The sequence below is a fragment of the Pseudomonas sp. NPDC078416 genome (assembly GCF_050268485.1).
In the GTDB taxonomy this organism is placed as follows: domain Bacteria; phylum Pseudomonadota; class Gammaproteobacteria; order Pseudomonadales; family Pseudomonadaceae; genus Aquipseudomonas.
In genome coordinates, this window is sequence record NZ_JBNNGV010000009.1 from 1 (window position 1) to 12,965 (window position 12,965).

13 protein-coding genes are annotated in these 12,965 nt (G+C 58.6%); 4 read left to right on the forward strand and 9 right to left on the reverse strand.

Annotated features, from left to right (window positions below):
* Window positions 1-182, forward strand: a 182-nt coding sequence (locus ACQKEN_RS10980) for a hypothetical protein (protein ID WP_427685473.1), incomplete at its 5' end; no start/stop codon positions are given.
* 262 nt (window positions 183-444) lie between these two features.
* Here ACQKEN_RS10980 and msrQ read toward each other — a convergent pair.
* The 6 genes from msrQ to ACQKEN_RS11010 all read right to left on the reverse strand — a co-directional run bounded on the left by msrQ (window position 445) and on the right by ACQKEN_RS11010 (window position 6,428).
* On the reverse strand, window positions 445-1,065 hold the full coding sequence (gene msrQ, locus ACQKEN_RS10985) for a protein-methionine-sulfoxide reductase heme-binding subunit MsrQ (RefSeq protein WP_427685474.1): 621 nt from the start codon (window positions 1,063-1,065) through the stop codon (window positions 445-447).
* Complete coding sequence (gene msrP / locus ACQKEN_RS10990) at window positions 1,065-2,078, reverse strand: protein-methionine-sulfoxide reductase catalytic subunit MsrP (RefSeq protein ID WP_427685475.1); 1,014 nt, start codon at window positions 2,076-2,078, stop codon at window positions 1,065-1,067. The genes msrQ and msrP overlap by 1 nt, the downstream gene beginning before the upstream one ends.
* Window positions 2,079-2,149: 71 nt before the next feature.
* Window positions 2,150-2,998, reverse strand: a complete 849-nt coding sequence (gene pssA / locus ACQKEN_RS10995) for a CDP-diacylglycerol--serine O-phosphatidyltransferase (RefSeq protein WP_427685476.1) — start codon at window positions 2,996-2,998, stop codon at window positions 2,150-2,152.
* 148 nt (window positions 2,999-3,146) lie between these two features.
* Window positions 3,147-4,163 carry a ketol-acid reductoisomerase gene (gene ilvC, locus ACQKEN_RS11000; RefSeq protein WP_037018564.1) on the reverse strand — a complete coding sequence of 339 codons (1,017 nt, stop codon included), beginning with the start codon at window positions 4,161-4,163 and terminating at the stop codon, window positions 3,147-3,149.
* A 46-nt stretch (window positions 4,164-4,209) separates the two neighbouring features.
* Window positions 4,210-4,701 carry an acetolactate synthase small subunit gene (gene ilvN, locus ACQKEN_RS11005; RefSeq protein ID WP_093469284.1) on the reverse strand — a complete coding sequence of 164 codons (492 nt, stop codon included), beginning with the start codon at window positions 4,699-4,701 and terminating at the stop codon, window positions 4,210-4,212.
* A gap of 2 nt (window positions 4,702-4,703) precedes the next feature.
* The gene (locus tag ACQKEN_RS11010) at window positions 4,704-6,428 is read right to left on the reverse strand and encodes an acetolactate synthase 3 large subunit (protein ID WP_133776149.1); all 1,725 of its coding nucleotides are present in this window, start codon (window positions 6,426-6,428) and stop codon (window positions 4,704-4,706) included.
* Window positions 6,429-6,838: 410 nt separating this feature from the next.
* Here ACQKEN_RS11010 and ACQKEN_RS11015 point away from each other — a divergent pair, with 410 nt between their 5' ends.
* Complete coding sequence (locus ACQKEN_RS11015) at window positions 6,839-7,267, forward strand: DUF4124 domain-containing protein (RefSeq protein WP_427685477.1); 429 nt, start codon at window positions 6,839-6,841, stop codon at window positions 7,265-7,267.
* Window positions 7,268-7,270: 3 nt separating this feature from the next.
* On the opposite strand, the gene ACQKEN_RS11020 is transcribed toward ACQKEN_RS11015, so the two are convergent.
* The 3 genes from ACQKEN_RS11020 to mrcB are packed head-to-tail and all read right to left on the reverse strand — an operon-like array spanning window position 7,271 to window position 10,701.
* The gene (locus ACQKEN_RS11020; protein ID WP_427685478.1) at window positions 7,271-7,600 is read right to left on the reverse strand and encodes a YqcC family protein; all 330 of its coding nucleotides are present in this window, start codon (window positions 7,598-7,600) and stop codon (window positions 7,271-7,273) included.
* A complete protein-coding gene (locus tag ACQKEN_RS11025; RefSeq protein WP_427685479.1) occupies window positions 7,593-8,348 on the reverse strand; it encodes a tetratricopeptide repeat protein in 756 nt (251 codons plus the stop codon). The genes ACQKEN_RS11020 and ACQKEN_RS11025 overlap by 8 nt, the downstream gene beginning before the upstream one ends.
* A gap of 31 nt (window positions 8,349-8,379) precedes the next feature.
* Window positions 8,380-10,701: a penicillin-binding protein 1B gene (gene mrcB / locus ACQKEN_RS11030; RefSeq protein WP_427685480.1), complete on the reverse strand. Its 2,322-nt coding sequence runs from the start codon at window positions 10,699-10,701 to the stop codon at window positions 8,380-8,382.
* Between the two features lie 133 nt (window positions 10,702-10,834).
* On the opposite strand from mrcB, the gene ACQKEN_RS11035 reads away from it, so the two are divergent.
* Entirely contained in the window at window positions 10,835-12,370 is a 1,536-nt protein-coding gene (locus ACQKEN_RS11035) for a bifunctional aminoglycoside phosphotransferase/ATP-binding protein (protein ID WP_427685481.1), read from the forward strand.
* A 102-nt stretch (window positions 12,371-12,472) separates the two neighbouring features.
* Complete coding sequence (locus tag ACQKEN_RS11040; RefSeq protein ID WP_427685482.1) at window positions 12,473-12,817, forward strand: pentapeptide repeat-containing protein; 345 nt, start codon at window positions 12,473-12,475, stop codon at window positions 12,815-12,817.
* Window positions 12,818-12,965: the final 148 nt, after the last annotated feature.

Genomic DNA, 12,965 nt, shown 5'->3' on the forward strand with positions numbered 1-12,965 from the left:
AAACCATGATTTCTCGTGGAGTAACTTGCGATGCTGATAATCTTGCGACTTCAGTCTTACAGCACAAGCACCCACACGAATTGCTTGATTCAGTTGTTAAAGAGCGGGTGGTTAAGATCTTTCGTCTCAACCGAGGCGCGCATTCTACAGCGTCTCTTGCCTCTGTCAAGCGGTTATTTTAAGAAGTTTTCAAAGTTTCCTTATCAACTTCAACCACTTGCGCTTCGTTCGACTTAACGTCCCACATCAGCGGGAGGCGAATTCTACAGCGTTACAACCTGCTGTCAACTGCCTTTTTCACCGCTGTCGATTCAAACATCTGAACCGAAGCATTCCTCACTACTTACTTCGTCCAACTCTTTGATTATCAAGGAGTTTTCCGTTTCGTCTGCGCCGGAAGTGGGGCGAATTATAGACACATCCGGAGGGGCGTCAAGCACTTATTTAAACTTTAGTGGGAACGCTACTGCTCTTGACCCGGCGACGCTGGATACGTCCAGCAATTACGGGAATCCTGAGCACTAGAAGCAATACGCCGATCGTTGCATATACAGACCACTCCTTCAGATCCGCCCGCACAATCCACAGCATATGCAGCAAACCCAAGCCCAGAATCAGGTAACTGAGCCGATGAAGTTTCTTCCAGCGGACTCCCAAACGGCGTTGGCTATAGCGATTGGAGGTGACCGCCAGCGACAACAGACCCAGAAAACCAAGCGCGCCGACAATGATGTAGGGCCGTTTGACCAGCTCCACACCCAGTTGGCCCCAGTCGAATCCCAGAATAAAGAAGCCATAGCCCAGCAGGTGCAGCGACACATAGGTGAAACACCACAACCCCAGCTGACGGCGAACCGAAATCCAGCCGGGCCAGCCGGTTGTGCGCTGTAACGGAGTCATGGCCAGTGTGATCAAAAGCAACACCAGCGTTCCCAACCCGAGGCGATCTACCAGCACCTTCCCCGGATCAGGCCCCAAAGCAAAAATCCACGCCTGGTAGAGCCAATACGCGGGTACTACAGCTGCAGCGATGAACACCGACACTCGCCAGTAGATGAAACGCATCAATAGTTTTTCCGTAAATCCAGGCCTGCATAGAGAGAAGCAACCTGCTCCCCATACCCGTTGAACATCTCGGTCTGGCGAATATTCGGGCTGAACAGCCCACTGGGAAGACGACGCTCGTGCGCCTGAGTCCAGCGTGGGTGGTCAACCGTCGGGTTCACATTGGCATAGAAACCGTATTCACTCGCGGCGATGCTCTGCCAGGTGGTCTTCGGCTGCTCGCTGGTCAGACTGATGCGCACGATGGACTTCACGCTTTTAAAGCCGTATTTCCAAGGCACCACCAGACGCAGCGGCGCGCCGTTTTGATTGGGCAGCTCCCGTCCGTACATGCCCACCGCCAGAATCGCGAGCGGGTTCATCGCCTCATCCAGGCGCAACCCCTCTACATAAGGCCAGTCGATCAAAGCAAAGCCGGAGCGCTGGCCGGGCATGGTCTTAGGGTCCTGCAGCGTTTCGAAGCGGATGTACTTGGCATTCGCCGTCGGTTCAACCTGCTTGAGCAACTCGGAGATCGGGAAACCCAGCCACGGAATCACCATCGACCACGCCTCCACGCAGCGCAGACGATAGATACGCTCCTCCAACTGATAAGGCTTCATGAAGTCTTCGAGTGCGTAGCGACCAGGCTTTGCCACCTCCCCGTCGATGACAACACTCCACGGCTCGGTTTTCAGTGAGCCGGCGTTTTGCGCAGGATCACCCTTGTCGGTGCCGAACTCGTAGAAATTGTTGTAGTGGGTCGCGTCCTTGAACGGCGTGATCGTCTCGTCCTTGACGGTAACGGCCTGCCACTTCGTCGCAGGCAATTTGCCTTTGAACCAGTCTGGGGCAGCGCCAGCTTCGACATCGGCGTAGCGCGAAGCTTCTTCGGCTTGGGCCCAACGGGGCATTGCACTGACGGCGAGCCCTGCAAGTGAGCTGCCGAGCAACGCGCGGCGGGAGAGATAAATAGATTCGGGCGTGACATCCGACTCTTTGCAATCGGATGTGGAGGGGATCTTGATCAGCATGATGACTCCGCAGCTATAGAGAACTGAAGCATCTATAGCTGCGGAGTATGCGGCAAATACCGGTCGGCCAACTACCTCTGACGGCGCAGACGCAGCAGGTACTGGATGGGACCAGACGCTGCGTAGCCGAGGAAGATCAGCAGCAGAATGCGCGGCGGATCACTGAACACCACGGCGAACACCAAAACAACGGCCAGAATCGCAACGAACGGCACGCGCCCCTTGAGATCCAGTTCCTTGAAGCTGTTGTACTTGATGTTGCTCACCATCAACATCCCGGCAGCAGCAACCAATAGCGCGACCAGAAACGACAATTTCGAGCCCTGAATGCCGTAATCGCTGAAGGCCCAGACGGTCCCCGCAACGACGCCTGCGGCGGCAGGACTCGCCAGACCAATGAAGTAACGCTTGTCGGCCTTACCCACCTGAGTATTGAAGCGGGCCAGGCGCAATGCTGCCCCCGCAACATAGATGAAGGCGACCATCCAGCCGACCTTGCCCATGTCACCCAGCGCCCAGCCAAACGCCAACAAAGCCGGTGCCACGCCGAAAGCGACCATATCGGACAGCGAGTCATACTCTGCGCCGAATGCGCTTTGGGTGTTGGTCATCCGCGCGACGCGGCCATCCAGACCATCCAGCACCATGGCAACGAAGATGGCGATGGCGGAAAACGCAAAGTACTTGCTCGCGCTCACCTGATCACCGGCACTCAACGCGCTCTGCGCACTCATGGCGCTGATGATTGCGTAGAAGCCGGCGAACAGGTTCGCGGTGGTGAACAGATTGGGCAGCAGATAGATGCCGCGATGGCGCACCTTGCGCCCTTCGGAGTCATGACCCTCTTCAATGTGTTCATCAATCGGTAGCAGGCTTTCGGCGTCAGAAGCCTTGTTCGGCTCTTCGGGACGTTCGCTCATGGACAATACCTTGCAGCTGAAGAATTTCGACAAATGCTTGCGACCGGTCGGCCGACAAACGATGCAGCTTTATACCAGATGAGCCCCCATAACGAAAAAACGCGACCCGAGGGCCGCGTTTTTTCATGCAGGAACTTGATCTGTGATCTTAGTTCTTGGCTTGGTCGACGATCTTGTTCTTCGCGATCCAAGGCATCATCGAGCGCAGTTGCTCACCGATGATTTCCAGGCCGTGCGCCTTGTTGTTGCGACGCTTGGCGGTCATCGACGGGTAGCCGCTGGCGCCTTCGGCGATGAACATCTTGGCGTATTCGCCGTCCTGGATGCGCTTCAGAGCGTTGCGCATGGCCTGACGGGATTCGGCGTTGATGACCTCCGGGCCGGTCACGTACTCGCCGTACTCGGCGTTGTTGGAGATTGAGTAGTTCATGTTGGCGATACCGCCTTCGTACATGAGGTCTACGATCAGCTTCAATTCGTGCAGGCACTCGAAGTAGGCCATTTCCGGCGCGTAACCGGCTTCAACCAGCGTCTCGAAACCGGCTTTGACGAGTTCAACGGTACCGCCGCACAGAACGGCTTGTTCGCCGAACAGGTCGGTTTCGGTCTCGTCCTTGAACGTGGTTTCGATGATGCCGGTACGGCCGCCGCCAACACCCGAAGCGTAAGACAGAGCGACGTTCTTGGCGTTGCCCGAGGCGTCCTGGTAAACGGCGATCAGGTCAGGGATGCCACCGCCTTTGACGAACTCGGTACGCACGGTGTGGCCCGGTGCTTTTGGGGCGATCATGATCACGTCAAGGTCGGCACGAGGAACGACCTGGTTGTAGTGAATCGCGAAACCGTGGGAGAAGGCCAGTGTTGCGCCCTTCTTGATGTTCGGCTCGATTTCGTTCTTGTACAGCTGGGACTGGAATTCGTCCGGGGTCAGGATCATGACCAGGTCTGCAGCGGCGACAGCGGAAGCGACGTCGGTCACTTTCAGGCCGTGAGCTTCAGCTTTGGCGACAGTAGCCGAACCCTTGCGCAGGCCAACGGTGACATCAACGCCGGAGTCTTTCAGGTTGCACGCTTGAGCGTGGCCCTGAGAACCGTAACCGATGATGGCAACTTTTTTGCCCTGAATGATCGAAAGGTCGCAGTCTTTGTCGTAATAAACTTTCATGAAATTCCCCTGATAACTTGGCCGCAAGGCCATTTGCAAAATTAGGTTAGATGCTCAGCACTTTGTCGCCGCGGGCGATACCCGTGACGCCGCTTCGTACGGTTTCCAGAATGGCCGTGGTGCCAATCGCCTGGATGAAGCTGTCCAGCTTGTCGCTTGTCCCGGTCAACTGCACGGTATAGACGCTGCTGGAGACGTCGACGATCTGGCCGCGGAAAATGTCGGTGGTGCGCTTGATCTCGGCACGCTGTGCGCCAGTGGCTTTCACCTTGATCAGCATCAGCTCGCGCTCAATGTGGGCGCTCTCCGACAGATCGACCAGCTTGACCACCTCGACCAGCTTGTTGAGGTTCTTGGTGATTTGCTCGATCACTTCATCATGGCCAACGGTGGTCAGCGTCAGACGCGACAGAGTCGGGTCCTCGGTTGGTGCCACCGTCAGGCTTTCGATGTTGTAGTTGCGCTGCGAAAACAGGCCGACCACACGAGACAGCGCGCCCGGTTCGTTTTCCAGCAATAGCGAAATGATGTGGCGCATGGTTATGTCCGCTCCGTCTTGCTCAGCCACATGTCGCGCATGGACCCGTCTCTGATCTGCATCGGATAGACGTGCTCACTGACGTCAACCTGAATGTCGAGGAATACCAGACGATCTTTCATGGCGAACGCCTCTTCCATCTTCGGCTTCAGGTCCTTGAGATCGGTGATGCGCATGCCGACATGCCCGTAGGCCTCGACCAGCTTCACGAAGTCAGGCAGCGACTCCATGTAGGAATGCGAGTGACGGCCGCTGTAGCTCATGTCCTGCCACTGACGGACCATGCCGAGCACGCCGTTGTTGAGCAGGATGATCTTCACCGGCAGGTTGTACTGCAGGCAGGTCGACAGTTCCTGGATGTTCATCTGAATGCTGCCTTCGCCGGTGACGCAGGCGACATTGTCATTCGGGAAGCTCAGCGCAACGCCCATCGCCGCCGGCAGGCCGAAGCCCATGGTGCCGAGACCGCCGGAGTTGATCCAGCGATTGGGTTTGTTGAAGCGGTAGTACTGAGCCGCGAACATCTGATGCTGACCCACATCGGAGGTGACGTAGGCATCGCCTTTGGTCACTTCACACAGCGTTTCGATCACGGTCTGCGGCTTGATAACGCTTCCGTCGCCGCGGTTGTACGGGAACAGGTCACCGCCGGCACGCCACTCTTCGATCTGCTTCCACCACGTCGCGACCGACTCCTTGTTAGGGGTTTCGGCAAGCTCTTTGAGGGTCGCAACCATTTCGGTCAGCACGCTCTCGACCGGCCCGACGATTGGCACGTCGGCCTTGATGGTCTTGGAGATGGATGCCGGGTCGATGTCGACGTGAATGATTTTGGCGTTGGGGCAGAACTTCGCCGGGCCGTTGATCACGCGATCGTCGAACCGCGCGCCGACCGCAAGAATCACGTCGGCGTGGTGCATCGCCAGGTTGGCTGTGTAGCTGCCATGCATGCCCAGCATGCCGACGAACTGGCGATCAGTGCCCGGATAGGCACCCAGCCCCATCAGCGTGTTGGTGACCGGGGCGTTCAATTGCTGCGCCAGTTCGGTCAATGGCGCCGAACCGTTGCCCATGATCACACCACCACCGGCGTATATGACCGGGCGCTTGGCCGCGACCAGCATTTCCACGGCTTTGCGGATCTGGCCGGAGTGGCCACGAACCGCCGGGCTGTAGGAGCGCAGCTTGGCTTTCTTGGGGAAGATGTATTCGAACTTCTCAGCCGGATTGGTCATGTCTTTCGGGATGTCGACGACGACAGGACCAGGACGACCGGATTGGGCGAGGTAGAACGCCTTCTTCAGGACTTCCGGGATTTCCGACGGGTGCTTGATCATGAAGCTGTGCTTCACGATCGGACGGGAGATACCGATCATGTCGGTCTCCTGAAACGCATCGGTACCGACCATGTTGCTCGGAACCTGGCCGGAGAGGACCACCATCGGAATCGAGTCCATGTAGGCGGTCGCGATACCGGTGATGGCATTGGTTGCGCCAGGACCCGAAGTCACCAGCACAACGCCTGCCTTGCCGGTAGCACGGGCATAACCATCAGCCATGTGAGTCGCGGCCTGTTCGTGACGAACGAGGATATGGCTCACAGCCGGCTCTTTGAACAGCGCGTCGTATATATGCAGGAGGGCACCGCCAGGGTACCCGTAGATGTGCTCTACGCCTTCGTCACGCAAAAAGCGGACGACCATTTCAGCGCCAGATAAAAGCTCCACGTTGTTCACCTCTAAAACGCCAGAATACCGTCCACACAAGCGAGGAGACGGGTCTTAATAGGTTTACTGCAAAGCAGAGCATGAGCGACGGTGGTCGCCGACTACGTCAGCACTGACTGAGCAAGTATTGGGATCGCCCCTTGAGTGTTTCGGGGTCTTCCCACCCAGCGCGAGGTAACGCGTTGCGGGTGTTACGGGTCGGCGCGGGTGTGCGCCTCATGATCTACCGAGACGGTCTGCTTCTGGCAGTCCCTCTACAGCGAACTTTGGATTGTTCGGATTCGCCCCTCCCAAGTCAAGTCATCGATGCGCTTTCTTCGTCCGCCGTCCGCCAAAAGGCACCGAATGAGGTCGTGGCGTCACGCTTGTGATAGGTTTCCGGCCATTGCCACAGAAGAAAGGAACCGGGAATGCGCTGGATGATGCTTGCAGCGACGCTGACACTTGCCGTTGCCCCGGCGGTCGGCCAGGCCGCGCAGATATACAAATGGGTCGACGCTCAGGGCGTCACGCATTTCGACGCACAGCCGCCTGCCGGGCAGACAGCACAGGAAATCGATACAGGGAAACCCGTTGCCGCACCACCTGCCCCGCCGCCGCAAAACCAGGACGGCGCACGTGAGCAGGAGGCGGTCGACGCCAAGGTCAGGAAGCAGGTCGCCGCTCAGGAAGAAAAGCGTAAAGAGGCATGCGACCAACAGCGCACCAACCTGGCCCAACTGCAAAACAACCCTCGGGTACGACAGGAAGTAAATGGCGAGTTCAGGCGGTTCACGGAAGAAGAGCGGCAGGCCCGCATCGCCGAGGTCAACAAGTACCTCGACGATCAGTGCAACTGAGGGTCAGACAGCTTCGGTAATCAACCGGTCGAAGTCTTTCAGCAGCGCCAGCAAGTTGCGCGCATCACGGATACGGCTGGCGTAAACCATCTCTGCCATTTCCAGGATGCCGGAAGCCGTGGGCAACGGCAGGTCCTGCTCAAGGATGATCTTCATGCGTGGCAGGAAGATCCATTGCAGCCACTGATCAAAATCCAGCGTGTCGACGCAGAAGGGTTCACGACTGGACAGCGACTCAGCGCTGGGCGGCACTTCCTTCCACCATCCCAGCACCCGTAATTCGCGCTCGATCAACAGCAACTGGTCGGCGATTTTCGGAAAGCGTTTATCCATTGGCTTTCTGCCGCGCCAGCGCTGCACCGGCAGCGTCACCCTGCTTTTCACGCGACTGCGCAATCAATCCCCAAAGACTGGCTTGAAGACTGGCGCGACCGTTGGCGTAGGTGAGAGCGCGACGGGCTAATTGCTCAGCCTGAGGCGCATCGCCCTGGGCCAGACGCACTTGCGCCAGACGGTAAAGAACCTGCGGCTCACGGGGGGCAACGCGTTGTGCACGTTCAAGGCTGGATGATGCGCCGTTGAGGTCACCACTGGATTGCTGTTGCTGAGCTGTGGTCAGCAACGCCAGCACCGGCCCATCCAGTTGCTCGTCTTCCGACAACCCGCCGCTGGACGCAGACGGAATACCTGTCGGTGCCGACGCCGGCATGTTGTAGGTATTGCTGGTCGCTGGTGGCTGTGTGTACGTGTTGTTAACCGGGGCCTGATTAACCGGCGCCGTATTGATCGGTGCAGTGCTGATCGGCGCCGTGGTCGGTGGCACAAATGTCGAAATAGGTGCGCCACTGGCGTTAGCGCCGCCGGGCACCATGACCGTGACGCCGGAATCTTCCTGGATCGTCTGCGACTGCGCGGGCGCCTGCACCGGCGCGCGATAGGTGTTGTTACGAGTCGAAGAAACGCGCTCGCCGTTTGAAACGCGTGACCCTGAATCCACCACCGGAATCGCACTGCGCGTCTGGGACGCGCAACCGTTGAGCAAAGCCAGAGCCGTTACAGCCGGAATCCACCACTTGTTCACGTCACATCCTCTTTGCTTAATTCAACCAGGCTTAGTTCAACCAGCCCTTGACCCAGTCCATGACCGAATCGGCAGGCGCTGCTGCACCACCGCAAGTCGGGCCGGGTTGCGGCTCACTGCCGCGAATATACGGCATCTGTACGGCGTTCGGGCAGCTGGCGTCGGTACCTTCGCCGGTACTGGCATTGACCCAGGCCTGCACGACGTTATCGGGCATCGCCATGTCCAGTGGCAGCGGATCGGCCTTCTTCATGAAGCTGGTCCAGATCTGCAGTGCGCCAGTGGCCCCGGTAAACGGCGTCTTGCCGTTGTCGTCGCGGCCCATCCAGACGATCGCCAGCAAGTCCTGACTGAAACCGGCAAACCAACTGTCGCGGGAGTCGTTGGTGGTACCCGACTTGCCCGCCAGATTCAGCGTGCTCGGCAGCACGTTGTACACCGATTTACCGGTACCTTCGCGCATCACCCGCTGCATGGCGTTCTGCAAGAGATAGATCGAACCCGGGTCGAAACGTTGCTGAATCTGGAACGGGTAGCGCTTGAGCGGTTCCCCTTCGGCGGTCAGTACGCTGCGAATCCCGCGCAACGGCGTGTTGAATCCGCCGCTGGCGATGGTCTGGTACATCGTCGCCACTTCGATTGGCGTCAACGCGCCAGCACCCAGGAGCATCGAAGGGAAAGCCGGCCACTCGCGGGTGACGCCCAGTTTGGTCAGGGTTTTGAAGACGTTCGGTATGCCCAGGTCCAGACCCAGCTTGGCGCTGGACAGGTTGTAGGAATGCGCCAGGCCCTGATACAGGAAAATGTTGCCGTGGGCTTTGTGATCGTAGTTCTGCGGTTTCCAGATCTGGCCGTCGGCGCCTTTCACCTGAAAAGGCTCGTCGGGAATCCAACTGGTCAGCGAATACTGCTGCGGACGCTCGAGAGCGGTGAGGTAGATGGCCGGCTTGACCAACGACCCGATCGGCCGAACGGCATCCAGCGCCCGGTTGAAACCCGCGAAACCTGCCTGGCGGCTGCCGATCAGCGCCTGGACTTCGCCGGTTTCCGGATTGGTCACGACCATGGCCGTTTCCATCTCATCCGCGCCTTTGCGGCCAGAAATTTTGGCGAAGCTTTCGCGCACGGCGGCTTCGGACTTCATCTGCAGAATCGGATCGAAGCTGGTGAATATCCGCAGGCCCTCTTCGGTCAAGTCTTCGTCGCGGTAGTCCTGACGCAACTGGCGTTTGACCAGATCGAGGAAATCCGGGAACGAGCTGTCGGCCAGCGACCCGACTTTGCTCACGCCCAGCGGCATCTTCTTCGCCGCAGCAACCACTTCAGGCGTCGCGACACCCTGTTGCTCCAGCAGATCGAGGACCAGATTGCGCCTTTCCAGCGCACGCTCCGGGTTGCGGCGCGGGTTGTAATAGGACGGCCCCTTGACCAGACCCACCAGCAAGGCGACCTGATGGAGCTTCAGTTCCGACAACGGCTGACTGAAGAAATACTGACTCGCCAGACCAAAACCATGAACGGCACGTTGACCGTCCTGGCCCACGAACACTTCGTTGAGGTAGGCCTCGAGAATCTCCTGCTTGCTGTAATGGATCTCCAGCAGAACAGCCATCATCGCTTCGGTCAGCTTGCGGGTGATGCTGCGCTCGTTGGTCAGGTAGAAGTTCTTGACCAGTTGCTGCGTCAGCGTGGATCCGCCCTGGCGCATCTGGCCAGCGGATGCGTTGATCCAGAAAGCTCGCAGGATCCCCTTTGGCGACACCCCAAAGTGATGATAGAAATCCCGATCTTCGACGGTCACCAGGGTGTCGAGCAAGTAAGGCGGCGCCTGATCGAGTTTGATCAGAATCCGGTCTTCCAGATTCTTCGGGTACAAGCCGCCGATCATCAGAGGCTCAAGCCGCGCGACAGCAAGCTTGGCGCCATTGGCGGCGGTCAGTTCCGCGACGTAATCGCCGGAGAAGCGCACATGGATCTGCTGCGCCGGGTCAGCACCTTCATAGAACTGAAAGCCGCGGGTATTGAGATCGACATTGTTTCCGTTGACTGCTGCAGCGCCCGGGCCGTTGGCCACGGCTTCGCGGCGGTAGCCCAGCGCATCGAGTTCCAGCAGGAAGTCGTCGCGTGAAAGCTTCTGGCCGACGAACAGCTCCAGTGGCCGTGCATAGACCTTAGCCGGAATGGTCCAGCGCTTGCCCGAGAATTTTTCCTGGACGATGGAATCCAGGTAAACGGCGAAGCAGCCAAGGATCACCAGCCCGACAAGACTGAGTTTCAGGGCCCAGCCCAACAGGCTGCGCAGGCGGCTGTTGCTGGGTTTGGGGGATTTTTTCGGGGTGCGGGATCGGGTCATGGCGGCGGATTATACGCACTTTCAAAGCCCCCGACAGACCACCCTTTAAGCGGTTTGCAGCAATGCCTCCAGCGGCCATAATGGCCGCCTTTCGCTACTTCTCTATCGACTTATCACCTTTCAAGGATCGTCCGTGAGCCAGACACTGATAGCCGCCCTGCAAAACCCCGCCCTGTTTCCTCACCCGGTCGAACAGTTTCAGGTCATCGAGACGCATATTTCCTGGGTGCTGCTCACCGGCCCGTACGTCTACAAGATGAAGAAGCCGGTCAATTTCGGTTTTCTGGACTTCACCAGCCTGCCGGCGCGCCAGCATTTCTGCGAGCAGGAGCTGATGCTGAACCAGCGCCTGACGAACGATCTGTACCTGGAAGTGTTGCCCATCACCGGCAGCATCGAGGCCCCGCAGTTGAATGGCGAAGGCGAAGCGATCGAGTACGTGCTGAAAATGCGCCAGTTCCCGCAGGACGGACTGCTCAGCACCTTGCAAGCCAAGGGCGAACTGACCACCGCGCACGTCGACGATATGGCCCGGCAAATCGCCGAGTTTCATCTCAAGTCGCCCAAAGTCCCAATGGAAAACCCGCTCGGCAGCGCCGACAGCGTCATGGCGCCGGTCACGCAGAATTTCGAGCAGATTCTGCCTTTCCTCAGCGAAAAATCCGACCTCATCCAGCTGGAAGCGCTGGAAGCGTGGGCCAACACCAGCTTCGAGCGTCTCAAACCGCTGATGAACCAGCGCAAGCTAGACGGTTTTGTTCGCGAATGCCACGGCGACATTCACTTGGGCAACGCCACACTGATCGATGGCAAGGTCGTGATTTTCGACTGCATCGAATTCAACGAGCCCTTCCGCATGACAGACGTCTATGCCGACATCGGCTTCCTGGCCATGGACCTTGAAGATCGCGGCCTGAAAAGCCTTTCCCGTCGGTTCGTCAGCCAGTATCTGGAGCTGACCGGCGACTGCGCAGGGCTGCAACTGCTCAATTTCTACAAAGCCTACCGCGCACTGGTCCGCGCCAAAGTGGCGCTGTTCAGCCTGAATGCCGACGCTGACCAGGTGCAGCGCGCCGCGACACTGCGCCAGTATCGCAACTACGCCAACCTGGCCGAAAGCTACAGCGCGATCCCTTCCAACTTTCTGGCCGTCACCCATGGCGTTTCCGCGGTCGGCAAAAGTCAGGTTGCGATGCGCTTGGTCGAAGCGCTCGGGGCGATCCGTCTGCGTTCAGATGTCGAGCGCAAGCGGGCATTTGCCGACCATAAAGACCTGTATTCCGCCGACGTCAGCGCTGCTACTTATCAACGCCTGAATGAGCTGGCCGGTGTTGTGCTCCGCGCAGGCTTGCCGGTGGTCATCGATGCAACCTATTTGAAGCTTGCACAGCGGCAGGCGACTGCGCAGATTGCCGAGGCGATGGGCGTTCCTTTCCTGATCATTGATTGCGCCGCGCCAAAGGCGGTTATCGAGGGTTGGCTGGCACAACGTCGGGCACAGAATCAGGACCCTTCCGACGCAACGATGGAAGTGATTGAGGCGCAGCTGGCCAGTCGCGAAGCGCTGACCGCCGACGAGATATTGCGCAGCCGGCACGTCGAGACCAACGTCAGCGGCGATCTGGACAAGCTGGTCGCGGACATCCGTCAGCATCTGCCGGGCCTGTAACACGCCAGCCAAACCAGTGGTCGAGTCGTGAAGGATATCGCTTCACGGCTCAATACTAGTGGCATTATAGTGGCGTCAGAATTCCAACAAAGGAGACGTCAGATGAACCAGCCCAAACAGCTCGACTCGCCTCTGTTCGCGCTACTGCGAAAGGACGACGTGGCCGCCTTCAACCTCGAACGGCCCAAGCAAGGCCCTGTTGATCTTTCGGCTGGGGATTTTCGTGGTCTCGACCTGCGCGAACTTAATGCCGAAGAGGTCGATTTCAGCGATGCCTACTTCAGGTCCGCAGACCTTCGTGGCGTTGACTTCCGGACAACCAGGCTCGAGGGTGCAAGCATCGCCCACGCTCAGATATCCGGGGCCTACTTCCCGCCAGAGCTGAGTGCTGACGAAATCCTCATGTCGGTCAATTTCGGTACGCGCCTGCGTTATCGCACCCGCTAACGTAATCGCAGCCGCCAAACCTCGCTCTATGCCTCGCCCCGCATGCGCCGCCGTGCCGGGCCCGTGCTCGTCTTTGCTCCTCACTTGATCCCTACCGTTCGGCGGCGCGTGCCGCATCCCACCGACGTTTCCCTGCAGACCGATTCGA